A 23,656-nucleotide genomic window follows, 5' to 3' on the forward strand; every position below is an offset into this window, starting at 1 on the left:
AGGAGGCGCCCCACAGCCTTCTGAGCCGGTCTGTCTCAGGAGGACCCGACGGCCTCCTGTGTCGCTCCGGCTGAGGAGGAACCCACGGCCTTCTGCACCGGTCCCGCTGAGGACCCACTGCGACCCCTCAGCGTTCCAATACCAGCGCCAGCGCCTGGCCCACCCCGATGCACAGCGCGGCCAGGCCCGTGCCGGTGCCCGCCGCGGCCAGCTGGTGCGCTACCGCTCCGGTGATGCGGGCGCCCGAGGCGCCCAGCGGATGGCCGATGGCGATGGCGCCGCCGCGCGGGTTGACCACCTCCCGGTCGAGTTCCGGCAGCGCGGCCAGACAGGCCAGCGCCTGCGCCGCGTAGGCCTCGTTCAGCTCGATGGTGTGCAGATCTCCGGCGGTGACCGCCGCCTTGGCGAGCACCTTGCGGATCGCGTCGACCGGTCCGAGCCCGAAGTACTGCGGCTCGATGCCCGTCACCGCCGCAGCCCGGACCCGGGCCAGCGGCTCGCGCCCGATCGCCGCGAGCCCCGCCTCGTCGGCGAGCAGCAGCGCGGCCGCCCCGTCGTTGAGCGGCGAGGCGTTGCCCGCCGTGATGGTGCCGTCGGCGACGAACGCCGGCCTGAGCCGGGCGAGGGCCTCCAGCGAGGTGTTGTCCCGGATGCCCTCGTCGCGGGCCAGATCCACCCCGTCGACGGGAACGACCTCTCCCGCGTACGCGCCCTCGCGCCAGGCGCGGGCGGCGTTGCGGTGGCTCGCCAGCGCGAACGCGTCCTGTGCCTCCCGGGTGACCGCGTGTTTCGCGCCGACGAGTTCCGCGCTCTCGCCGAGCGGGATCGTCCACTCCGCCGGCATCCTCGGGTTCACCATCCGCCAGCCGAGCGTCGTCGAGTACAGCTGCTGGTCCTTCACCGGGAAGGCCCGCTCCGGCTTCGGCAGCACCCAGGGGGCGCGGCTCATGGACTCGACGCCGCCCGCCACCGCGATGGAGGCGTCCCCGAGCGCGATGGCGCGGGCCGCCTGGACGACGGCCTCCATGCCGGAACCGCACAGCCGGTTGACCGTGGCGCCGGGCACGCCGACCGGCAGCCCGGCGAGCAGGACGGCCATGCGGGCCACATCGCGGTTCTCCTCGCCCGCGCCGTTGGCGTTGCCGAGCAGCACGTCGTCGATGCGCGCGGGGTCCAGGCCGGGGCTGCGGTCGACCAGGGCGCGCAGCACTCCGGCGGCGAGGTCGTCCGGGCGTACTCCCGCCAGGGCACCGCCGTAGCGGCCGAAGGGGGTACGGACGGCGTCGACGACGTACACGTCTCGCGGTCGCTCGATCATCGGTTGCTCCCCACAGGAATGATGGACAACGGCGTGGCGGCGGCTACCTGATCGACCGTCACATCGGGTGCGACCTCGACGAGTTCGAGTCCGTCGCGTGTGACGTCGAGGACGCACAGGTCGGTGATGATCCGGTCCACGCAAGCGCGGCCCGTCAGCGGTAGCGTGCACTCCTGGACGATCTTGGAGGTGCCGTCCTTCGTCAGATGCTCCATGAGCACCACGACCCGGCCGGCGCCGTGCACGAGGTCCATCGCACCGCCCATCCCCTTGATCATCTTTCCGGGGACCGCCCAGTTGGCGAGGTCGCCGCGCACCGAGACCTGCAGCGCGCCCAGCACGGCGGTGTCGATGTGGCCGCCGCGGATCATGCCGAAGGAGAGCGAGGAGTCGAAGAAGGACGCTCCCGGCCGCACGGTCACGGTCTCCTTGCCCGCGTTGATGAGGTCGGCGTCGACCTCGTCGGGCGACGGGTACGGCCCGACGCCGAGCAGCCCGTTCTCCGAGTGCAGGACGACGTCGACGCCCGGCGGCAGGAAGTCGGCCACGCGTGTGGGCAGCCCGATGCCCAGGTTGACGTAGTCGCCGTCTCCCAGTTCGCTCGCGGCGCGCGCCGCCATCTCGTCCCTGCTCCAGCTCATCGCTCGCGCACCGTCCTCTTCTCGATTCCCTTGTCGGCCGCCTGCTCGGGGGTCAGCGCCACGACGCGCTGCACGAACACGCCCGGCAGATGGATCTCGTCGGGGTCGAGTTCGCCCGGCTCGACCAGCTCCTCCACCTCGGCGACGGTGATGCGCCCGGCCATGGCGGCCGGCGGATTGAAGTTGCGTGCCGCGCGGCGGAAGACGAGGTTGCCGTGGCGGTCCCCGCGCGCCGCCCTGACCAGCGCGTAGTCCGTGGTGATGGCGTGTTCCAGAATGTGGTCGACGCCGTCGAAGGCCCGCATCTCCTTGGGCGGCGAGGCCACGGCGACCGAGCCGTCCGGGGCGTAGCGCCACGGCAGTCCGCCCTCGGCGACCTGGGTGCCGACGCCGGTCGGGGTGTAGAAGGCCGGGATTCCCGCGCCGCCCGCCCGCAGTCGCTCGGCGAGCGTGCCCTGCGGTGTCAGTTCCACCTCCAGCTCGCCCGCGAGGTACCGGCGGGCGAACTCCTTGTTCTCGCCGATGTACGAGCCCGTGACCCGGGCGATGCGGCCCGCTGCCAGCAGGATGCCGAGGCCACGGCCGTCCACGCCGCAGTTGTTCGACACGACCGTCAGGCCGCTCGCCCCGCTGTCGTAGAGGGCGCCGATGAGTACCTCGGGGATGCCGCTCAGTCCGAAGCCGCCGACGGCGAACGACCGTCCGTCCGTCACGTCCGCCAGGGCCTCCGCGGCCGTGGCCATCACCTTGTCCATCCTGTTTCTCTCCTACCGGGCCAGCACCCGGCGCAGTGCGCCGAGCAGTTCGTCCTGGGCCGACTGCGCGCTCCCGGGCGCGCCGGCGCGGCGCCAGGCGACATGGCCGTCGGGACGTATCAGCAGTACGCCGTCCTCGGCGATCTCGCCGACCCGGGTCCATTCGCCGTACGCGTCACGACAGTGGTCCTCGCCGATGCGCACCACCCGCAGCGGAACGTCGAGGTCCGCCGCGCACTTGGCCGCTGCCGCGTCCCACACGCCGCCGGTCAGGCCGGTCAGCACGGTGAAGGTGCCGCCGCCGACGAAGTCCAGCGTGGACACACGCTCGCCCTGGGCGTCGACGAGCCACGCGTGCGGCAGTTTCGCGCCGGGCCGGGTGGTCGGCCGGGCCGCCAGCTCCCGGTCGTGCTCCCAGACTTCGGCGGGGCCCTCGTCGGGCACGACCGCGGAGGAGACGTAGCGCTGGTTCATCTCCACGCCGTGCGCGTTGAATTCATAGTTCTTGAGCCGGATCGCCTCTTCGAGCAGGCGTCGCTTCCCGGCGCCCTCGGGCGTCGGTGCGCCGATCGCCGCGAGCCCCTCGGCGATGGCCTCGTGGTCGCCGCCACCACCGATGCCGAGGACGTCGAAGATCGGGCCGAACTGGTCACGGCTGAGGTTGGCCCGCTCGACGATCTGCCGCCCGACGGGAGCCCGTTCGGCGGAGTAGGTGTCGAGCAGCTCGGGGCCGGCCTCGCCGCGGATCACCATCGCGAGCTTCCACGCGAGGTTGTACGAGTCCTGTACGGAGGTGTTGGAGCCGAGTCCGTTGGACGGCGGATGACGGTGCACCGCGTCGCCCGCGCAGAAGACCCTCCCGGACGAGTACTGCGTGGCGTAGGCGTGGTTGACGGTCCACAGCGAGGTGGAGGTGATCTCCACCGGCAGGCCGGGATCACCGACGAGGTCGCGGACGATCCGCCGCGCCGACTCCTCGTCCACCTCCGGTGGCGGCTGCTCGATGTCGTATCCCCACACCAGCAGCCATTCGTTCCACGGACGGACCATGCGGACCAGGCCCATGCCGATGCCCCCGGTCTCCGCCCCGGGCTGCAGCACCCAGTACAGGACACTCGGCCGATGGGCGCAGTACCGGGTGAGGTCGGCCTTGAAGACGATGTTCATGCTGCCGGCCTTGGCCATACGGCCGTCGAAGGGGAGGCCGAGCTGCTCGGCGACCGCGCTGCGCCCGCCGTCCGCGCCGATCAGGTAACGGGCCCGTACGGTGAACTCGTCGCCGCGAACCCGGTCGCGCAGCAACGCGGTGACACCGGTCTCGTCCTGCGTGAACCTGAGGAACTCGGTGTCGAAACGCACCTTGGCGCCGCGGGCCGCCGCGTTGTTCACCAGGATCGGCTCCAGATAGGTCTGCGGCAGGTCGATCATCTCGCAGGGGCTGGTCGAGGCGTATTCGGTGGCCGACGCGGGTCCCGTACCCCAGCTGCGGATGCGGCCGATCTCCTGGCCGGTGAGCGCGGTGCACAGCACTGTGTCACCCATGAGGTGGGACGGGCTGCCGACGGCCAGCGCCTCGGACTCCAGACCGAGGTCGCGCAGGACCTCCATGGTGCGCTGGTTGGTGATGTGTGCCCGCGGCGTGTTGGCCAGCCAGCCGTACTTCGTCACCAGCAGGGTGCGTATGCCGTAGGTGGCCAGCAGCAGCGCGGCGGAACCCCCGGCCGGGCCGCTGCCGACGACGAGGACGTCGGTGTCGTACGCGCGTTGCGTGTCGGTGATGGTCATGGCGGGGCGCTCCTCGGTCATCCGGCCAGGGGGGCGAGACGGAAGGTGTAGGCGAGCCGGCGCCACTCGCCGTCGACCGGGCGGCCGTCGGGGGTGGGGCCGGTCTGTGGCGCGAAGTCGACGACGAGCTCGTCCTTGACGCCGAAGACGGTGTCGCTGTCCAGGTAGGCGCCGCCCGACACGAACAGCTGCGTCACGAGCCGGTGGTGGCCGGGCGCGTCGACCATGAAGTGGAGGTGCGGCGCCCGGAAGGGGTGGCGCCCGGTCGCCTTGAGCATCTGCCCGACCGGTCCGTCCTCGGGGATGGGGTACTCCGAGGGCAGGATGGACCAGAAGGTGATCCGCCCCTCGGCGTCGGTGCGCAGCCGGCCACGCAGTACCGGCCCTTCCAGGTCCGGGAGTTGGACGTCGTAGAAGCCGTCCTCGTTGGCCTGCCACACGTCCACGACCGCGTCCCCGACCGGCGCGCCGGCGGTGTCCGTGAATCGCGCGTCCACCCAGAGCGGGGTGCCGGGCAGGCCTCCGGAGATGTCGCCGCCGTGCGGGGTGTCGGGCGGACCCGCCACATAGAAGGGGCCGAGCACCGCGGACGGAGTGGTGTGGGGCGTACGGGAGTTGGTGAGCAGATCCACGGCACTGGAGACGCCGAGCGTGTCCGACAGCAGCACGAACTCCTGACGCGTCGGGCTGCAGGTCTCGCCGGTGCGGGTGAGGAAGTCGATGGCGTGCTGCCATTCTGCATCGGTGACGTCGTGTGCGGTGACGAAGGTGTGCAGATGCCGCACCAGGTCGCTCAGCAGGGTGCGCACGCGCGGGTCGGGGGTCTGCGCGAAGCTGGCCACGACCTGTTCGGTGAGACGGGCCAGCTTGGCCTCCGTGGCGGGCGGTCCCTCGGGGCGGCGTCCGTGCCAGGCGCCGGCCAGCAGCTCCGCGATGCCCTCGGTGGTCAGCTCGCGCGGGTTCGGGTACGGCGTGGAGACGGCCAGCTCGGCCGCGCGGGCGAGGCCGGACTCCGGCATGCCGAGGTCGCGCAGCGAGGTGGGGCCGCCCAGGGAGGCGATCAGGTCGTACACGCCGCTGGGGGCGTCGGGCACGCCCAGGGCGTCGGCGATACGGCGCATCACATCGGGTACCGCGGGCGCGTTGTGGGCCATGGCGTGGGGCAGGAGGACGGTGTGCGTCGCGGCGTGCGGGAGATCGAAGCTGCCGCCGAGGGTGTGGCACAGCTTGTGGTGCAGGCCCATCCCCACGGTGGCGAGGCAGGTTCCGGCGAGCCAGGCCGCGTGCAGCAGATCGGCGCGCGCTTCCGGGTCGGCGGGGTCCGCGGCGAGGCGGGGCAGCGCCCGGGCGATGCGGGAGATCGCGTCGAGGGCCTGCCGGTCGGTGACCGGGTTCGCGTCGGCGGAGTAGAGGGCCTCGACGGCGTGGGCGAGCGCGTTCACGCCGCTCGTGACCGTCAGGGGCAGCGGCAGGGTGAGGGTGAAGTCGACGTCGTAGATGACGGTCTCGGGCAGGATGTCCGGAGACGACCGGGTGACCTTGCGTCCGTCCTGGGTCTCGCCGAGCACGGGGGTCACCTCGGAGCCGGCGTAGGTGGTCGGCAGGACGACCTGTGGCAGTCCCGTGCGCAGAGCCAGCGCCTTGGACAGGCCGGTCGTGGAACCGCCTCCGACAGCGACGATGCCGTCCACGGAGGCCTCCCTGAGCACGTCGAGCGCGCGCTGGGTCACCTCCACCGGGGTGTGCATGGCCGCGCCGTCGAACTCCGCCGCCAGCAGGCCGCCGAGCGCCTCGCGAACCCGCGCGGAGGCCGCCGCGAGGGTCCCGCCGGTCAACAGCAGCACCCGGGAGCAGCCGAGCCGCTCGACCTCCGCACCGAGATGGCCGGCCGTGCCGGCACCGAAGACCACCCGCGCGGGGTGGGATGTGTAGACGAACCTCCGCATGGAACTCTGCCTCCGCGTGTCATCCGGTCGTCCCTTGGGCCACCGAGTATGCGAATGACGACCGCGTGAACTCCTGCACGATCCGCGCGCGCCACTGCACGAAACACGCGCGCGCCGGATCGGCAGCGGTGGCCCGGGGCCAAAGAGGACCGAACGGCCCTGGCTGTTCGTTGCGCGCCGGGGGAGGATCTCGGCGGGAGGCCGGTGCCGTCCACGAGCGGGCATCGGCGCGGAACGCGGCACGAGGAGCGATCGATGGCGGACGGCGAGCAGGGCAGCCCGATCCGGGTCTTCCTGCTGGACGACCACGAGGTGGTACGGCGCGGTGTGCGCGACCTGCTGGACGACGAGCCGGACATCAGTGTGATCGGCGAGGCCGGCACGGTGCAGCAGGCACTGGTGCGGGTCCCCGCGCTGCGCCCGCAGGTGGCGGTGCTCGACGTGCGTCTGCCCGACGGTGACGGCGTGACGGTGTGCCGGGAACTGCGCTCCCGCATGCCCGAGCTGGCCTGTCTGATGCTGACCTCCTTCGACGACGAGGAGGCCCTGCTGGACTCGATCATGGCGGGTGCCTCCGGGTACGTCCTCAAGCAGATCCAGGGCTCCGACCTGGTGTCGGCCGTCCGTACCGTGGCTGCCGGCCAGTCCCTGCTCGACGCGAGCGCCACCACCAGGCTGATGGCCCGGCTGCGCGGCGGTCAGCAGCAGGAGGAGGAGCCGGACGGTCTGCCGGGCCTGACCGACCGGGAGCGGGAGATCCTGACCCTGATCGGCGAAGGGCTCACCAACCGGCAGATCGGCCAACGTCTCTACTTGGCCGAGAAGACGGTGAAGAACCACATCTCCCGGCTCCTCGCCAAGCTCGGCGTGGAGCGCCGTATCCAGGCCGCGGTCATCGCCACCCACTTCGAGGACCGGCGGAAGCAGGAAGGGCACTGAATCCCGGGGCCGGACACGCACGGACGGCGGCACGCACCGGCGCGGCCGCACGTGTCACGCCCCTGAGCGGGACAGCTGCGCGGCGGTGTGTTCCAGCAGTATCTCCAGGGCCGCCGGATAGGCGCTGTGCGGCATGTACCGGGCGAGCAGGTGTGCCGTGGCGGCGATGTTCGGATGTGACTCGGCGGGCAGACGGGCATAGGTGGAGTGCCACATCTCCTCGTCGCCCGCACGCGCCTCGTCGGCCAGCGCGAGGGATCCGGCGTCGAGCGCGGCGAAGGCGAGACTCTGGTCGATGAACGCGTGGTACACGCGGACCGCCACGGAGTCGGGCAGCCCGGTGCCGCGCAGGATGCCCAGGATCGTCTCGTCCACCGCGATCTCGCGCGGCCTTCCGGTGACCCGGCTGGCGGTGAGGACGGCGGCCTGCGGGTGGGCGAGGTAGGAGGCGTGGATGGCCAGGCCCAGCGCCCGCAGGTCCGTGCGCCAGTCCCCGGTGGCCGTCCAGCCGTCGAGAGCCCTGCCCATCAGCTCGTCCCCGATGGCCCGGGCCAGATCGTCCATCCCCGCGAAGTAGCGGTACAGCGTGCTCGGATCGGCGCCCAGCGCCGCGCCCAGACGGCGTGCCGTCAGCCCGGTGCTGCCGTGCTCCCGCAGCACCCGCAGGGCGGTGTGCACGATGATCTCCTCCGACAGCACGGTGCCGCCGCGCGTGGGCCGCCGCCGCTGACGTGCCGCTTCCGGCACCACGTGCTTCGCCATGTCGGTCGTCCTTCCGTCGCCGGTCGCGAGCCGACCGCCCACCCTTATGCCAACAGGGTTGACCTTATATCCCGGCGTCGCGTTGCATCGAGCCTGTCCGGAGGAGGCGCTAGCCTCCCGGGAGAAAGGTGTGTGACATGCGCGTACTTCTGGTGGGAGCGGGCGGCGTGGGAACGGCCGTCACCCGGATCGCCGCCCGTCGCGACTTCCTCGCCCACATGGTCGTCGCCGACTACGACCTCGCCCGTGCCGAGGCCGCGGTCGCGGCGCTGGGGGAGCGGGGCGCACGGTTCAGGGCGCGGCGGCTGGACGCCTCGGACCAGGACGCGGTCAGCCGGATGCTCGTCGAGGAGCGGTGCGACGTGCTGCTCAACGCCACTGATCCCCGCTTCGTGATGCCGCTGTTCCAGGCGGCCCTGGAGTCAGGCGCGCACTACCTGGACATGGCGATGTCGCTGTCCGCGCCGCACGGCTCGCGCCCGTACGAGGAGTGCGGTGTCAAGCTCGGGGACGAACAGTTCGCGCTGGCCCGGCGCTGGGAAGAGGCCGGACGGCTGGCCCTGGTGGGAATGGGCGTCGAGCCGGGCCTGTCCGACGTCTTCGCCCGGTACGCGGCCGACGAACTCTTCGACGACATCGAGGAGATCGGAGTCCGGGACGGCGCCGATCTGGCCGTCGAGGGCCATGACTTCGCACCGTCCTTCAGTATCTGGACGACCATCGAGGAGTGCCTCAACCCGCCCGTCGTGTACGAGAAGGACCGCGGCTGGTTCACCACTGCTCCGTTCAGTGAGCCCGAGGTCTTCGACTTCCCCGAGGGCATCGGCCCGGTGGAGTGTGTCAACGTCGAGCACGAAGAGGTACTGCTGATCCCGCGCTGGGTGGACGCACGTCGTGTCACGTTCAAGTACGGGCTCGGCGACGACTTCATCGCCAAGCTGAAGACCCTCCACGAACTGGGCCTTGACGCGACGGCCAGGGTCAGCGTGCCCGGGAACGACGGACCCGTACAGGTCTCGCCGCGCGACGTCGTCGCCGCGTGCCTGCCCGACCCGGCCGGCCTGGGGGAGCGGATGACGGGCAAGACCTGCGCCGGCACCTGGGTCAAGGGCACCAAGGACGGTGTGCCGCGCGAGGTGTACCTGTACCACGTGGTCGACAACCAGTGGTCGATGCGCGAGTACGGCTCCCAGGCCGTCGTCTGGCAGACCGCGCTCAATCCGGTCGTCGCCCTGGAACTGCTGTCCACCGGCGCCTGGTCCGGCAAGGGCGTCCTCGGCCCGGAAGCCCTGCCCCCGCGCCCCTTCCTGGACCTGCTCACGGAGTACGGCTCTCCGTGGGGCCTGCGCGACGACAGCTGAGGCCTCAGAGCCGGCTGTACGTGTCGATGTCCTCGGTGAACTCCTCGATGGCCCGTGCGGTGAGAGTCGGCCGCGTGTCGGCGATCGCGGTCATGTAGTCCTCGGTCGTGGCGGGTCGGCCCTGGCGTCGTGTGACTTCGCGTTCGAACGCCGCCTGCGCGCCCTTGCGGGCGGCGAATTCGATGTCGGCCGGGGTGAACAGCTCGCTGGCCTCGACCAGTTGGCTGAGGTCGACCGAGGCTGCGGACGCCCTGATATAGCGCTCCCAGATCGCCGCGCGGGCGGTCGGGTCCGGAGGGCCGACGGGGATGACGTAGTCGAACCGGCCCGGCCGCAGGAAGGCCGCGTCGAGAGAGCGGACCGAATTGGTGGCACAGGCCAGCAACCGCGAGTCGTGCTCGCGAAAGACAGGGATCAGTTTGAGCAGCTCGTTGGTCACTCCATGGCCGGGATCGACCGCCTTTCCGGAACGCACCCCCGCGATCTCCTCGACTTCGTCGATGAAGAGCAGTACCGAGTCCAGTTCCGCCAGGTCCGCGAAGGTTTCCCGCAGCGCTGCGGCCAAGCCCTCGCTCGTGTCGGCCGCGAGCCGGGAGGGGAAGAGTTCCACGAACGGCCAGCCGAGCCGTGAGGCCACCGCCTTGGCGAAACTGGTCTTGCCGGTGCCGGGCGGGCCGAACAGGATGATCGCCTTGGGCGGGGTGACGCCGTAATGGTCTGCCAGTGCCGGCTCGGTCAGCGGGAGCACGACACGGCGCTCGATGACCTCTTTCTCGCGCTCCATGCCGGCCATGGTGTTCCAGAGCCCCTCGGGAAGCATGCGGCCGCCCAGCGTGGCGAGGACGTCGGCGTTGGCGGTTCCCGCAGGTTCGAGTTTCTCGTAGTAGGTCAGGTCGTCGCGGACCTGGTAGCCGGAGTTCTCCAGGGCCTTCGTCCCGGCGGCACCGGCGGGCAGCAGCGCGCTGATGTGGCGCACGTCCAGTGCGCGCAGGCGCCGTTCCACCTCGGCGAGAAGAGCACTGCCGATCCCGCGCTCGCGCCATCGGGAGGCGAGCGCCACCAGCAGGATCCATCCCCGCTTGCCGTGGGCCTGCGCCACGGCCATGCCCACCAGTTCGTCGCCGACCACGGCGACGACGGCCGTCTGACCGGCCTTGGCCGCGGCCATCACCTCCGAGACGGGAAACACCCGGTCCTCGTCGGCCCGGCGGCTCTGGTCCCAGATCTGTATGGCCTGGTCGAGATCGTCGTCGTGATAGTCGCGCAGATGCCAAGCGGGCACCGCCACCACCTCACTCGGTGTGAGAGTCCCATTGTCTTCGCTGCGGCACCCGGGCACGAACCGAGCCGGTCCGATCTTTGCTGAACGGCCATCAGGCGTGGCTCGACGGCCTGGTCAGTGGCGCCTTCGGGCGGTGCTCCCGCATGCAGCGGCGCGTGCGCGGCGTAACGTCGTAAACGTGGACCTCACCGCGGACAGTCTTCTGAGCCGTGCGGCGCACGAGCTCGGCCTGAAGGCCGGCGCGCTGACGCAGGAGGTGGAGCGCGCCCTGCGGCGGGACCTCCCCGAGCTGTGGGAAGACCCGGACGTCATGGCGTCGCAGAACCTCGCCGAGCACATCGACACGGTGCTCTTCGCCCTGGAACACGGACTCGACGGTGGCGTGCCCGAACCGCCGCTCGCCGGCGCGGAGCGTGCGCGCCGGCTGGCGCGGCACGGGAAGCCCGTCACCGCCGCGCTGCGGGCGTTCCGCCTGGGGCAGGGTGTCATCGTCGACAGGCTGATCGAGGAGATGCCCCGGCTCACGAGCGATCCCGAACTGATCAGCGCGGCCGCGCGCAAGCTGCTCGAGATCGCGACCGAGTACGTGGACCGCACGTCCGAGCGGGACGTCCTGGCGTTCCAGGAGGAGCGCGACCGCAGGCTGCGGTGGCGGATGTCGGTCGTGAACGAGGCGAGCGCCCGCATCGGGACCACCCTGGACATCGCGCACACCGTCCACGAGCTGGCGGACCTCGCCACCGAGCAGTTCGCCGACCTCGTGACCGTCGACCTGCTCGACTCCGCACTCCACGGACCCGGCACCCTGGCGAGGAGCGGCCCGCGAGCCCTGCGTCGGATCGCCCGGAGGTCGGCGGCCGACGAGTCGCGGGAGCTGACTCCCGTTCCTCAGCAGGTTTACATCTACCCCGCCGGATCTCCACCGGACCTCGCCCTGACCACCGGGCAGTCCGCCCGGTACGACACCGCCGCCTCTGACCTCACGGGTGAATCGCCCACGGTCGCCGACCCCGGTCTCGTCGGCGTCGCCCACCGAATGCACTCGACCCTGGTGATACCACTGCGTACCCGGGGCATCACCCTGGGCGTCGCCCAGTTCTTCCGTGACCGCAGCCGCGAACCCTTCGACGACGCGGACCTGCTCTTCGTGCAGGACATCGTCACCAGGGCGACGGTGGCCGTCGACCACGCCCTCCGCTACACGCAGATGCGCGCCACCGCAGTCGCCCTGCAGCGCAGCCTGCTCCCTCGGCGTACGCCAGGGCATTCGGCCTTGGACGTCGCCCGCCGCTATCTGCCGGCCGACGTGGAGCTCGGTGTGGGGGGCGACTGGTACGACGTCATCCCGCTGTCCGGTGCCCGGGTCGCCCTCGTGGTGGGCGACGTGGTCGGCCGCGGCATCCAGGCCGCCGCCACCATGGGCCGGCTGCGGACCGCGGTACGCACCCTGGCCGACATCGACCTGCCGCCCGACGAACTGCTCACGCACCTGGACGACGTCGTCATCCGGCTGTCCGCCGAGCCGGAGGCACAGGGCGCCGACTCGGACGGAAACGGCGCCGGGCCGGACGGCGGGACCGGCGCCCCGGACGGAGGAGGGAAGGGGCCGGACGCAGGAGGCGAACGGCCGGACGGGGACGGCGACGGGGGCGCCGGCGCCACGTGTCTGTACGCCGTCTACGACCCCGTCGGCCGCCGCTGCACCGTCGCCCGCGCCGGACACGTGCTGCCCGCCCTGGTGACCCGGGACGGCACCGTCGACATCCTCGACCTGCCTCCCGGACCACCGCTGGGACTGGGCGGCCTGCCCTTCGAGGCGGCGGAGCTCGACCTGCCCGACGGCAGCCTCCTCGCCCTGTACACGGACGGCCTGCTCGCCGCGTACCACCAGGACGTCGAGGCGGGCCTCGCCAGGCTGCGCCATGCCCTTGCCCAGCCCTCGGTCTCCCTGGAGGCCACCTGTGACACCGTGCTCGACGCCCTGCTCCCGGCCCGGCCGGACGACGACGCCGCGCTGCTCCTGGCGCGCACCAACGGCCTCGGGGACCGCCAGGTCGTCACCTGGGAGCTCGATGCGGATCCCACCGCCGTGGCCCGGGCCCGGTCGAGCGTGTCGGAGCAACTGTCCGCCTGGGGCCTGGAGCGGCTCGGCTTCACCGCCGAACTGGTGGTCAGCGAGCTGGTCACCAACGCGATCCGCTACGGCCGGCCGCCGATCCGGCTGCGTCTGATCAACGACCGCACCCTCATGTGCGAGGTCTCCGACGACAGCAGTACCACTCCGCACCTGCGCCGGGCCCGTGTCTTCGACGAAGGTGGACGCGGCCTGCTCCTGGTGGCCCAACTCGCCCGGCGCTGGGGAACGCGCCACGCCCGCCGCGGCAAGACGGTCTGGGCCGAGCTGGACGACGCCACCGGGTTGCCGGCACCGGCCTCCCCGTAGCACTCAGGGGCTGCATGAGTTCAGTGGCCCAGGAGCAGTCCTGTGCCCGACACGTCCGCGCGGATGCCGTCCCTGCCCACCGTCACCCGCTGCAGGCGTACGGCGCCGCCAGGCGGTGCCGGAAGCTGGAAGGCGAAGGTGAAGCGGTCGGCGACCTGGGGACGGGTGAGTTTGGTCAGTGCGGTGAGCAAGGACAGGTCCAGGCCCAGCCGCTCGAGGAGCCTCGGGTGGGCGAGCGCCACGTCCAGGAGGTTGACGCGGGTCAGATCGTGCAGGAAGCGCGGCGCACCGGTGAGTTGATGCAGCTTGTCCTCGTCGTGGAGCGCGGCACGCACCGCGCCGTCGGGGATGCCCAGGCGGTGCACGATCTCCGGGATCGTCAGCAAGGCCTTGATCTTCTCTTCCTCCCGGGTGAGACGGCGCGCTGAGGCGGGGGTCAGCTGGAGGCCCTCGGAGGGCCCGGTGCCGGGCCGGTACGTGGCGAGGTCGTCGATGTCGAGCCGTATGCCGTCCACAGAAGTGGCGATGCCGCGGTCTCCGTCGCGCCGGATGCGGGCGTCGGCCCGTACGCTCAGCGCGCGGCCCGCGACTCGCAGGGCGCCGTGGGCCCGGACACGGTCGGGCCCCTGTGCCGTGAACGTCACCTGGGAGGCGCCCAGTTCGCGGTTCATGTCGGCGAAGGACAGCAGGACCTGGCTGTGCACCTGCCGAACCAGCGCACCGCGCACCGCGGTGGGCCCGTCGCCGTCGAGGCGTATGTCGTGGGCGGTGGCGGTGACCCGGGTGAGGGTCACCCGGTGGGCAGGGATGTCGGGGACGGTGACGGAGACCGAGTCCAGGCGCCGGGCGGCCAGTTGGGTGAGGAAGGGGAAGCCGCCGATGCGGACCTCGGGGGCGGCGACGAGATGCAGCTTGTCCTTGAGCTGTTGAGAGGCCTTGTGTTCGGCGTAGAGCAGCGCCCAGCGGTCGGCCAGGGTGACGAGGCAGCCGAGGGTGAGCACCCAGACGAGGACCCGGGCCACCGTGGGCAGTCCCGTGGCGCGGTTGCGACGGCGGCTGCCACGCCGGTGGTTGGGCGGGGTCCAGGGCTCCTCGGCGTCCTCCTCCTGCCGGGCCGCCGTGCCGTCTTCGGTGAGGAAGTCGTCCAGCGGATGGTCTGCCAGTGCGGCCAGTTCGTCGTACGGGTTACGGCGGGACGGAACCATCTCGGTGGGAGGTCCGTCCGACTGGGCAGCATGATGCGTCTGTTGGTGGGGGGTACGCATCGGTAGATTTGATCATATAGTCACACCCTGGTCGCAAGTCCTACCCGAAGTAAGGCGTGAAATCAGCCACGGATGGCCGGCTTGCCGGGAGTGGGCGCACGGGGGCCGGCCGTGAACCGGGGCTCCCCTCGGTCGCGCACGAGGGGGTTTCTCGCGGGTGGCGGCGGCCCGGTGACCTCCACGTGGGCCGGGCGGAGCAGTTGGGGGCCGAGCCGGTAGCCGGGGCGCAGGATCTTCGTGCAGATCAGCTGGTCGGTGTCGGGGGCGACATGGTGGGTGACGGCGTCATGGCACGCCGGGTCGAAGGGGTCGCCCCTCTCCCCGAACACCTCCACTCCCAGGGACCCCAACTGGGTACCGAGGGTGTCGGCGATGTCCTTCAGGCCGACCGTCAGGGGCTCGTGCGCGCACGCGCGGTCCACGGAGTCCAGGACGGGCAGCAGGGCACGCAGGACGTTGGCCACGGCGATCTCGCCCACGGCCATGCGGTCCCGGCGCACCCGCTTGCGGTAGTTGTCGTACTCGGCCTTCACCCGCTGCAGGTCGGCGGTGCGTTCCTCCAGCAGACGCTGCAGCAGGGCGGGGTCCGGGTTCTGCAGCCGGCCCTTGCCCATCGTCAGCCCGCCTCCGGCTTGTCGTCGTCGACGATCTCGGCGTCCACCACACCTTCGTCCGCGGAGTCGGCGGAGGACGTGTCCGCCGCGGAGGCCGTCTGGCTCTCGGTGCGCGAGCTCTCGTACATCGCCGTACCGATCTTCTGGGCCGCCTCGGCCGCACGTTCCATGGCCTGCCGGATCGCGGTCGTGTCCTCTCCCTTCAGCTTCTCCTTCAGCTCCGTGAGCGCGCTCTCCGTCTCGCTCTTCGCGTCCGGCGGGACCTTGTCGGGGTTGTCCCTGATCAGCTTCTCGGTGGAGTAGACGAGCTGTTCGGCCTGGTTCCGGGTCTCCGCCGCCTCCCGGCGCGTGCGGTCCTCCTCGGCGTGCTGCTCCGCCTCGCGGACCATGCGGTCGATGTCGTCCTTCGGCAGCGCCGAGCCGCCGGTCACGGTCATCTTCTGTTCCTTGCCGGTACCGAGGTCCTTGGCGGAGACATGCATGATCCCGTTGGCGTCGATGTCGAAGGCGACCTCGACCTGCGGCACTCCGCGCGGCGCGGGCGCGATGCCCGAGAGCTCGAACATGCCGAGCTTCTTGTTGTACGCGGCGATCTCCCGTTCGCCCTGGTAGACCTGCACGGTCACGGAGGGCTGGTTGTCCTCGGCGGTGGTGAAGATCTCCGAACGGCGGGTGGGGATCGTGGTGTTGCGCTCGATGAGCTTGGTCATGATGCCGCCCTTGGTCTCGATGCCGAGGGACAGCGGGGTGACGTCGAGCAGCAGGACGTCCTTGACCTCGCCCTTGAGGACACCGGCCTGGAGCGAGGCGCCGACGGCCACCACCTCGTCCGGGTTCACACCCTTGTGCGGGTCCTTGCCGGTCAGTTCCCGCACCAGGTCCGTCACCGCCGGCATACGGGTCGAACCGCCCACCAGGATGACGTGGTTGATGTCGGACACCTTGATCCCGGCGTCCTTGACCGCGTTGTGGAACGGGCCCTTGCAGCGCTCCAGCAGATCCGACGTCAGCTGCTGGAACTGGGCGCGGGTGACCTTCTCGTCCAGGTGCAGCGGGCCCTCCGGCGAGGCCGTGATGTAGGGGAGGTTGATGTTCGTCTCCGTCGAGCTCGACAGCTCGACCTTGGCCCGCTCCGCGGCCTCCCGCAGACGCTGCACGGCCATCTTGTCCTTGGCGAGATCGATGCCGTAGTTGTTCTTGAACGTCGTGACCAGGTGGTCGACGACCCGCTGGTCCCAGTCGTCGCCGCCGAGGTGCGTGTCGCCGTTGGTGGCCTTGACCTCGATGACGCCCTCGCCGATCTCCAGCAGGGACACGTCGAAGGTGCCGCCGCCGAGGTCGAAGACCAGGACCGTCTGGTCGTTCTCCTTGTCCAGGCCGTACGCCAGCGCCGCCGCCGTCGGCTCGTTGATGATCCGCAGCACGTTCAGGCCGGCGATCTCCCCGGCCTCCTTGGTCGCCTGCCGTTGGGCGTCGTCGAAGTAGGCGGGGACGGTGACCACGGCGTCCGTGACGTCCTCGCCCAGGTGCGCCTCCGCGTCCCGCTTCAGCTTCTGCAGCACGCGTGCGGAGATCTCCTGTGCCGTGTAGCGCTTGCCGTCGACGTCGCCGTGATCGGGGAACCGCCAGCCGTGATCGCCCATGTGCCGCTTCACGGAGCGTGCGGTGCGATCGACGTTGGTGACGGCCTGCCGCTTGGCGACCTCCCCGACCAGCACCTCGCCGTTCTTCGCGAAAGCCACGACCGAAGGCGTCGTCCGGGCTCCCTCGGCGTTGGTGACCACGGTGGGCTCGCCGCCTTCGAGGACCGAGACCACGGAGTTCGTCGTTCCCAGGTCAATTCCGACTGGACGCGCCATCTGGACTCTCCCTCCTGCTCCGCCTCCATTCTCGGCCCGGTGGCCGACCACTGCGAGCTACTCGTCCTGCACGGGTGGATGTCACTCAGTGCCCGAGTTGTGACTCATAGTGTGGGCTGTGGAACCGACCGTCCACCTCGCGGCCGGCGGGCTCATGACCCAGTGCCCGCACCGTCGCGAGCGCAAACTGCTGTTCCGCGCGTCGGTGAAGAGCCGCTGCGGACAGGCGCGCGGGACATCGAGTGCGGTGCGCGGCCGACGCGCAGACGATCGGGTGGTACGACACCGTCCGCAGTGATGGGGCTCCGCCGGCGGTCAGCGTGACGAGCCCGGCCTCGGCGAGCGCCTGCCTCGGCCCGGGGCGGCCGGGCGCTCCCTGCTCCAGGTCGTCGGTGGAGGTGGCGTCCAGCAGGCCCACCGCCGGCGCGTGCTGCACGGCGGGGGCCGCGACAGCGTCGGCCGACGGAAGTACGTGCGGAGGTCCGGCCGGTCGTCACACGTTCAGCGCGTCCAGAACCGACTCCATGGCGAGGACGCCGCCCAGGCCGAGGACGGAGAGCACGGTCGTGTAGGTGGTGCGCGCCTTGATCGCGTCGATGACCGACAGGTTGAAGTACTCCTTGAACATCCAGAACCCTGGGTCGTTGACGTGGGAGAAGGCGATCGATCCGCAGGAGATGGCGAGCACCATGATTTCCGGGTGGACTCCGCTGCCGGCGAGCAGCGGCAGGGCCACGCCCGAGGCGGTGACGACCGCGACCGTGGCCGAGCCGAGGGCCACGCGGAGGATGGCGGGGATGAGCCAGGCGAGGATGATCGGCGACAGGGACCAGCCGTCGGTGGTGTTCTTGATGTAGTCCGAGATTCCGCCGTCCACGAGAACCTGCTTGAATGCGCCGCCCGCGCCGATCACGAGCAGGATCATCGCCATTGCCTGGGCGGCCGACCGGCAGGAGGCGCTGACCTCGTCCAGACTGCGGCCGATCCGCGGGCCGAACGCCCAGATCGCGACGGCCAGGGTGAGCAGCAGGGCGATGGGTGCGGAACCGATGAAGGCGATGAAGTGCAGGACGGGCCCCGATCCGGAGGTGGCCAGGTCCGTCACCGCGGCGCCGGCGATGAGGACCACGGGCAGCAGGGCCACCGACAGCGACCACCCCATGCCCGGCATCTCCTCGTCGGTGAAGACGCGGTCACTGACCAGGCCGGTGGGTATGGAGGGGTTCATCCGGCGGACGAACGGAAGGCGCGGCCACGTCAGCGCGATCAGCGCACCGGCCGGGACGGCGATGAACAGGCCGTAGAACAGGGTCAGTCCGACCGAGGCGTGGAAGGTCGCGGCGACCGAGGTCGGGCCGGGGTGTGGCGGCAGGAAGCTGTGCATGGTGGACAGGGCGATCGACATCGGCAGCCCGACCCACAGCAGATTCGTCCGGGTGACGCGTACGAGGGTGAAGGCGACCGGCACGATGATGACGAACGCGACCTCGTAGAACATGGTGACGCCGATCAGCATCGCCGACAGCACCATGGCGACCTGGACCCAGCGCGGGCCGCAGAGGTCGAGCAGCCTGCCGGCGATCCGCTGGGCCGCCCCCGAGTCGCCCATCACCCGGCCGACCATCGCGCCGAGCCCGATGGTGATCATGGTGTCGCCGATCTGCCCGCCGATGCCCTCGGAGAGGACGTCGGGGATCTTCTCCAGGGGGATGCCCCGAACCAGGCCGACGCCCACGGCCACGAACAGCAGGGCGGCGAAGCCGTTCAGTCTCAGCTTCGTCATCAGGAAGAACAGGATCAGGACGCCGACGGCTACGACGACAAGTGGCACGGCCCGGTTCCCCTTCGAACTTCGGTCGCCTACATGAATGCTGTCCTCATATGAGGGCAAGGTGTTTACATATGAAGACGAAGGCTATGGACGTAGACGATCAAAGGTCAATGGGTGTGCGGTGAATGGATGTGCACGGTCCGTCAGAGGCGGAAGACCCGGCGGGCGTTCCCGGACAGGAACAGCTCCGTGGCCTCTTCGTCCAGGCCGAGATCGGCGAGGTGTTCCAGCGCCTGGACCGGGGTGATCATGGGGTAGTTCGTGCCGAACAGCACCTTCCTGCGGCCCCGGCCGCGCAGATACTCGACGAGTTCTCGCGGGTAGCGGCGGGCGGTGTAGGCGCTGGTGTCGATGTAGACGTTGGCGTGTTTGTCGGCCACCGCGATCATCTCCGTGGTCCACGGGTAGCCGATGTGCCCGCAGACGATGGTCAGTTCGGGAAAGTCGAGCGCCACCTGGTCGATGTAGGGGATGGGGCGGCCGGTCTCGGACGGGCGCAGTGGACCGGTGTGGCCGACCTGGGTACAGAAGGGGATGCCGAGGTCGACACAGGTGGCGTACAGTGGGTAGTACAGCCGGTCGCTGGGCGGCAGTTGCCACAGCCAGGGCACGATCCGCAGGGCGACGAAGCCGAGTTCCGCCACGGCCCGGCGCAGCTCGCGCACGGCCGGGACGGGCCGGGTGAGGTCCGCGCCGGCGACCCCGCGCAGCCGTCCGGTGGACTGGGCGACGAACTCGGCCACCTCGTCGTTGTCGATCAGCGGGCCCTGAGGCCCGTACCAGGCCGCCGAAAGACCGATCTCCACATCTGCCGCGGCCATGGCCGCCACGGTGGCCTCGACCGGTAGGGGCTCCTCCAGCAGCCCCTGCCCCGTCCACCGGCGCAACGACTCGAACATCTCGTGGTTGGAGTGACGGAGGGTGGGGTGCTGCATCCACACATCGATGACCGACACGGAATCCTCCCAAAGCCGCTAAGCGTTCGCTTACCTGCAAGCCTCATGCTGACGTACCGTCAATGATCCGTTGTGACACAGTGGTTCCGGTCCGTACGAGGTGATCGGGACAAGGAGTGGCCATGGCAGCGGAGCTGAACGAGCAGGTGCGGAAGCGGCTGGAGGAGCCGAACTTCTGGTACGTGGCCACGGTGACGCCGGACGGGGCGCCGCATGTGACGCCGATGTGGGTGGGGTTGGAGGACGGGCTGATCGTGTTCAACACCTCGGTCGGTCGGATCAAGGAGGAGAACCTCCGCAACGACACCCGGGTCCACCTCTCGCACGCCGCCGACGGGAACCCCTACGACCGGGTGCAGATCTCCGGTCGCGCGGTGCGCTTCGTGGAGGGGGAGCAGGCCGAGCGTGGCATGGACCGGCTGGCCCGGAAGTACCTGGGCCTGGACGGATATCCCTGGCTGATCGAGGGCGAGCGGCGGGTGCATGTTCTGGTCGAGCCGGAGCGGGTGCGCCACATCGTCGGCGTCGAACCCTTCCGCCCCGGAGTCATCCCTTCCTGAGCCGGACGTCCGTCCACGACAGGACTGTCGGCCGGGAGGGCTCCCTCCGCCCGGTGGGGCGGTCGGAGGAGGCGTACGTGGACGGCGAGGCGTACGTGGAGCACGCGGTGTCGGTGCTGAAGCCGGCCGGCACGGGGAGGCGTCGATCATGGGTGCGTACGGCGGCCTGGACCCCTTCTGCGCATCGGGTCCGGCTGGGCCCCAGCGGCTGGCACGCGAGGAGCTGGAGGGCGGTGGCGCGCGCCGGCGGACTTCCGGTCCACCCGCCCGGCGGACTTCCGGTCCACCCGCCCGGCAGTCGGCGGCAAGGCCCAGTACATGGGCCCGTGCCACGTCACGTTCTACGGCCCGGGTCTCCCGACCTGCTCAGGATCCGCTCGGGACCAAGCCGCAGCTGTGTGAAGGTTTGGCCCCCGCTGGTCCGCCGCCCCGGGACTTGGCGGACCGGCGCCTTGCAAGGGCGCTCTCGCGGGGTAAACGGAACCTACGCCTCCACCTGCCGCGCCGGAACCCTTCAGTAGTGTGGTCCAGGTCACTATAGGTGTCAGCGCAAGGTGATCTCCCATTGACCGATCCCCAGAGGGCCGCTGAGGGGCGAGTCTCCTCCGGATGCACATCGGCATCACCCTCGGTGCGGAGCTCGTCCGTCGCGCATCGCTGCAAGACGGGCCATTTGCTCGCCCATGCCGCGCGTCCCCGCAAGCGGCGTGCGGGCGTGTGGCCAGACCGAGCGGACCAGGGCCGTGTGCCGCGCGCCGCCGAGGGCGACGACGGTGTCGAGGTGCACGATGCCGCGCTCGGTTGCCTGTTCCAGCAGAAGCCGGGCCGTTGTCGCGCCGGCCGCACCATGGGCTGTGTCGTACGGCTCGATGACGTCGTCGAGGTCCAGGAGGCCGTAGCGAGCGGAGAGGATGAGCAGACGTTCGGGCTGCAGCGCTTCGGCTGCCTGGCGGCACGCACGGTGGTAAGAGCCGACGTACATGTCCGCCGCTCGCGCGGGCCATCCCAGTTTGCGGCTGCCGCAGGGGACGACAAGGAGTTCCGGTCGGAAACCGTCGACATAGTCGTTTGTGGTCATGGCTGCTCTCCCGCCTGTTTGTGGGTGGTGTTGCCGGTGGCCGCCGCGACAGCGGTGACCAAGCCGGGTACAAGGTGTCGGAGCACGGCCGGTCTCGGGCGGCCCGTGAGGGGGGTGTGGCGTGGCTTGCGCTTCTCACAACCGGGCCTCGCTCAGTAGCGATCCCAGGCCGAGTGGACTTGAAGCCCTCGGATCAGGACACGACGTTATGAGGTAGACGTGGCCCGTCCGGCTGACTGGCTCAGCTCTCCCGGCGCCGGCCTGCGAGGAGCCCCGAGTTTGGCAAGCAGCCTGGTCACGTATCTCCTGATTGGTCATGTCCTCGGCGACCAGGTCGGCGACCCTGCCGCTCGGGTTCGGTGAGGGCGGGACCGTCCGTGTGCGGCCGGTGGGTGCGAAGGGGCCTTCAACGGCCGACGATGGGCCGCAGTCGACGCAGCTCACTGTCTACGGCGGTCCTGCTGCCGTCCGTGCCGCCTCAGTGGTTCTGGTGGACTGCACGCCGAACCCGGTGAGGAGAGCGGTGAGGACGCGGGTCAGCCGCGGTTCCACCTCGACGACCGCGTGGCCGAGCCGGGGATCGCTCGTATAGAGCTCGCGCAGGCGCGTCCCGGGCGTCGCCATCTGCCACAGTGCCCCGGCCATGCTGGTCGCCGTGGCGATCGTGTCGACCGACTGCGACTCGGTCAGGCCGAGCAGCCGACGCAGTTCTCCGCCGATCAGCTCGACCTCGTGGAGGGTGGCGAGCTTGAAGGAGCGCACCGATTCGATGGACACGTTCCGCTCAAGGTTCAAAGGCGCCTGGGCGAGCAGGTCACAGAACAGGGGGCGTTCCGCGAGCGTGCCGGCGAAGGTGGCGGCGATCTCCGCGGGCGTGGCCTGGGTCCTGCCCGCAAGGTCACGGCTCAGATCGGCGGACCACTGCCGCCAGCCCTCCGCGGTGAGCTCGAGGAAGATCTGCTCCCGTGTCTCGAAGTAGCGCAGCAGTGCGGACTTGTGCATGCCCACGGCCGTGGCGATGTCGGTGAGGGTGATGTCCCGTACACCGCGCTGACGACCCAGCGTGCGGGCCGCGTCCAGGATCGCCTGTTCTCGTGCCTGTTTGGCCTCGGCACTGCGCGCACGCTGAAAGGCAGGCTCATTCATGCAGGACATCATAGAAACGCATAACAGAACGGCGTTGCGTTATTAAGAGAACGGTGTTGTACTAAACGCATGACTCCACAGGATTCCCAGGTCTGGTTCATCACCGGTTCGTCGCGCGGCCTCGGCCACGCTCTGGTCGCTGCGGCCCTCCAGGCCGGAGACCGCGTCGTGGCCACGGCCCGCCGCCCCGAGGTCCTCGCGGAGGCGTTCGGCGAGCACGGCGACCGCGTCCTTCCTCTGGCCCTGGACGTCACCAGCCCGGACGCTGCCCAGAAGGCCGTCGAGCAGGCGGTCACGCACTTCGGGCGCATCGACGTACTCGTGAACAACGCGGGATACGCGAACGTGTCGCCCATCGAGACAGTGGAGGACGACGACTTCCGCGCCCAGTTCGAGACGAACTTCTGGGGCGTCTACAACGTCACGAAGGCCGCGCTCCCCTCACTGCGCCGCCAGGGGTCGGGTACCGTCGTGCAGGTCTCCTCTGTCGGGGGCCGGGTCGGCGGATCGCCGGGCATCGCCTCCTACCAGGCGGCCAAGTTCGCCGTCGACGGCTTCAGTCGCGTCCTCGCCGCGGAGACCGCACCGTTCGGCGTGCGGGTCATGGTCGTGGAGCCGAGCGGCTTCGCCACGGACTGGGCCGGCTCGTCCATGACCGTCCATGCGATCCCCGACGCCTACGACGAGACCGTGGGCGCGATGAACCGGCGCGTACGGCAGAGCACGGCCGGAGCGGCCGGGGACCCGCGCCGAGCGGCCGAGATCATCGTGCGGACCGTACGGCGGGACCAGGTCCCCAGCCACCTGCTCCTGGGCGTGAACGCGGTGACCATGGCGCAGGACTATTCCCGCCGTCAGCTGTCGGAGGCGATCGCCTGGGAGAAGGTGAGCCGCTCGGCCGACTTCAGCGAGCCCTATCCCGCGCAGCTCCCGCCCGAAGGGCGCCCGTGACGTCCGATCGGCCTGTCACGCCGACGTGTGCGCAGAAGGAGTCGATGACTCGTCGGCACCAGCCATGAGAACGGCGTCCCCAGGTCCACCGACGAGTGGCGATCGCGTCGGCTGCATCACCCCTGGACGGCGCCATGGTGGTGGTCGGGTCTCAGATCCGGGTG

General features: G+C 70.5%; 19 protein-coding genes. 5 read left to right on the forward strand and 14 right to left on the reverse strand.

Annotation, left to right across the window (positions count from 1 at the left end):
* Positions 1-127: 127 nt before the first annotated feature.
* From SRB17_RS12435 to SRB17_RS12455, 5 genes are read right to left on the reverse strand one after another with little or no spacing between them, the layout of a single operon-like run.
* Positions 128-1,318, reverse strand: coding sequence for a thiolase family protein (locus SRB17_RS12435; protein WP_153537621.1), 1,191 nt, complete (start codon positions 1,316-1,318; stop codon positions 128-130).
* Positions 1,315-1,959, reverse strand: a complete 645-nt coding sequence (locus SRB17_RS12440) for a CoA transferase subunit B (protein WP_153537622.1) — start codon at positions 1,957-1,959, stop codon at positions 1,315-1,317. The genes SRB17_RS12435 and SRB17_RS12440 overlap by 4 nt, the downstream gene beginning before the upstream one ends.
* On the reverse strand, positions 1,956-2,714 hold the full coding sequence (locus SRB17_RS12445; protein WP_153537624.1) for a CoA transferase subunit A: 759 nt from the start codon (positions 2,712-2,714) through the stop codon (positions 1,956-1,958). Before SRB17_RS12445 ends, SRB17_RS12440 begins: the two co-directional genes overlap by 4 nt.
* Before the next feature lie 12 nt (positions 2,715-2,726).
* A complete protein-coding gene (locus tag SRB17_RS12450; protein WP_153537626.1) occupies positions 2,727-4,499 on the reverse strand; it encodes an FAD-dependent oxidoreductase in 1,773 nt (590 codons plus the stop codon).
* A 17-nt stretch (positions 4,500-4,516) separates the two neighbouring features.
* On the reverse strand, positions 4,517-6,445 hold the full coding sequence (locus SRB17_RS12455) for a maleylacetate reductase and hydroxyquinol 1,2-dioxygenase domain-containing protein (RefSeq protein WP_153537628.1): 1,929 nt from the start codon (positions 6,443-6,445) through the stop codon (positions 4,517-4,519).
* Between the two features lie 255 nt (positions 6,446-6,700).
* Between SRB17_RS12455 and SRB17_RS12460 the strand changes: the two genes are divergently transcribed.
* Positions 6,701-7,384 carry a response regulator gene (locus tag SRB17_RS12460; RefSeq protein ID WP_153537631.1) on the forward strand — a complete coding sequence of 228 codons (684 nt, stop codon included), beginning with the start codon at positions 6,701-6,703 and terminating at the stop codon, positions 7,382-7,384.
* A 54-nt stretch (positions 7,385-7,438) separates the two neighbouring features.
* Here the strand turns inward: SRB17_RS12460 and SRB17_RS12465 are convergent, their stop codons facing one another.
* Positions 7,439-8,146 carry a TetR/AcrR family transcriptional regulator gene (locus tag SRB17_RS12465; protein WP_153537633.1) on the reverse strand — a complete coding sequence of 236 codons (708 nt, stop codon included), beginning with the start codon at positions 8,144-8,146 and terminating at the stop codon, positions 7,439-7,441.
* A 137-nt stretch (positions 8,147-8,283) separates the two neighbouring features.
* Between SRB17_RS12465 and SRB17_RS12470 the strand changes: the two genes are divergently transcribed.
* A complete protein-coding gene (locus tag SRB17_RS12470) occupies positions 8,284-9,507 on the forward strand; it encodes a saccharopine dehydrogenase family protein (RefSeq protein ID WP_153537635.1) in 1,224 nt (407 codons plus the stop codon).
* A 4-nt stretch (positions 9,508-9,511) separates the two neighbouring features.
* Here SRB17_RS12470 and SRB17_RS12475 read toward each other — a convergent pair whose 3' ends face one another.
* Positions 9,512-10,798: an ATP-binding protein gene (locus SRB17_RS12475; RefSeq protein ID WP_323375349.1), complete on the reverse strand. Its 1,287-nt coding sequence runs from the start codon at positions 10,796-10,798 to the stop codon at positions 9,512-9,514.
* A gap of 169 nt (positions 10,799-10,967) precedes the next feature.
* Here SRB17_RS12475 and SRB17_RS12480 point away from each other — a divergent pair, with 169 nt between their 5' ends.
* Positions 10,968-13,232 carry an ATP-binding SpoIIE family protein phosphatase gene (locus SRB17_RS12480; protein WP_323375350.1) on the forward strand — a complete coding sequence of 755 codons (2,265 nt, stop codon included), beginning with the start codon at positions 10,968-10,970 and terminating at the stop codon, positions 13,230-13,232.
* 20 nt (positions 13,233-13,252) lie between these two features.
* Here SRB17_RS12480 and SRB17_RS12485 read toward each other — a convergent pair whose 3' ends face one another.
* The 5 genes from SRB17_RS12485 to SRB17_RS12505 all read right to left on the reverse strand — a co-directional run bounded on the left by SRB17_RS12485 (position 13,253) and on the right by SRB17_RS12505 (position 19,757).
* Positions 13,253-14,497, reverse strand: coding sequence for a DUF2993 domain-containing protein (locus tag SRB17_RS12485; RefSeq protein WP_228395954.1), 1,245 nt, complete (start codon positions 14,495-14,497; stop codon positions 13,253-13,255).
* Positions 14,498-14,559: 62 nt separating this feature from the next.
* Positions 14,560-15,111, reverse strand: coding sequence for a nucleotide exchange factor GrpE (gene grpE, locus SRB17_RS12490; protein WP_153537637.1), 552 nt, complete (start codon positions 15,109-15,111; stop codon positions 14,560-14,562).
* Between the two features lie 2 nt (positions 15,112-15,113).
* Entirely contained in the window at positions 15,114-16,970 is a 1,857-nt protein-coding gene (gene dnaK, locus SRB17_RS12495; protein ID WP_153537639.1) for a molecular chaperone DnaK, read from the reverse strand.
* A gap of 493 nt (positions 16,971-17,463) precedes the next feature.
* Entirely contained in the window at positions 17,464-18,801 is a 1,338-nt protein-coding gene (locus SRB17_RS12500; protein ID WP_323375351.1) for a gluconate:H+ symporter, read from the reverse strand.
* Positions 18,802-18,944: 143 nt separating this feature from the next.
* Entirely contained in the window at positions 18,945-19,757 is an 813-nt protein-coding gene (locus SRB17_RS12505; protein ID WP_323375352.1) for an amidohydrolase family protein, read from the reverse strand.
* Between the two features lie 122 nt (positions 19,758-19,879).
* On the opposite strand from SRB17_RS12505, the gene SRB17_RS12510 reads away from it, so the two are divergent.
* Positions 19,880-20,317, forward strand: a complete 438-nt coding sequence (locus tag SRB17_RS12510) for a TIGR03618 family F420-dependent PPOX class oxidoreductase (protein ID WP_153537641.1) — start codon at positions 19,880-19,882, stop codon at positions 20,315-20,317.
* A 622-nt stretch (positions 20,318-20,939) separates the two neighbouring features.
* Here SRB17_RS12510 and SRB17_RS12515 read toward each other — a convergent pair.
* The gene (locus SRB17_RS12515; RefSeq protein ID WP_153537643.1) at positions 20,940-21,395 is read right to left on the reverse strand and encodes a DUF6884 domain-containing protein; all 456 of its coding nucleotides are present in this window, start codon (positions 21,393-21,395) and stop codon (positions 20,940-20,942) included.
* Between the two features lie 447 nt (positions 21,396-21,842).
* Positions 21,843-22,541: a TetR/AcrR family transcriptional regulator gene (locus SRB17_RS12520; RefSeq protein WP_153537645.1), complete on the reverse strand. Its 699-nt coding sequence runs from the start codon at positions 22,539-22,541 to the stop codon at positions 21,843-21,845.
* Between the two features lie 69 nt (positions 22,542-22,610).
* On the opposite strand from SRB17_RS12520, the gene SRB17_RS12525 reads away from it, so the two are divergent.
* The gene (locus tag SRB17_RS12525) at positions 22,611-23,492 is read left to right on the forward strand and encodes an SDR family NAD(P)-dependent oxidoreductase (RefSeq protein WP_153537647.1); all 882 of its coding nucleotides are present in this window, start codon (positions 22,611-22,613) and stop codon (positions 23,490-23,492) included.
* Positions 23,493-23,656 lie beyond the last annotated feature (164 nt).

It is taken from the genome of Streptomyces sp. RB17, from assembly GCF_009604455.1.
GTDB lineage: Bacteria > Actinomycetota > Actinomycetes > Streptomycetales > Streptomycetaceae > Streptomyces.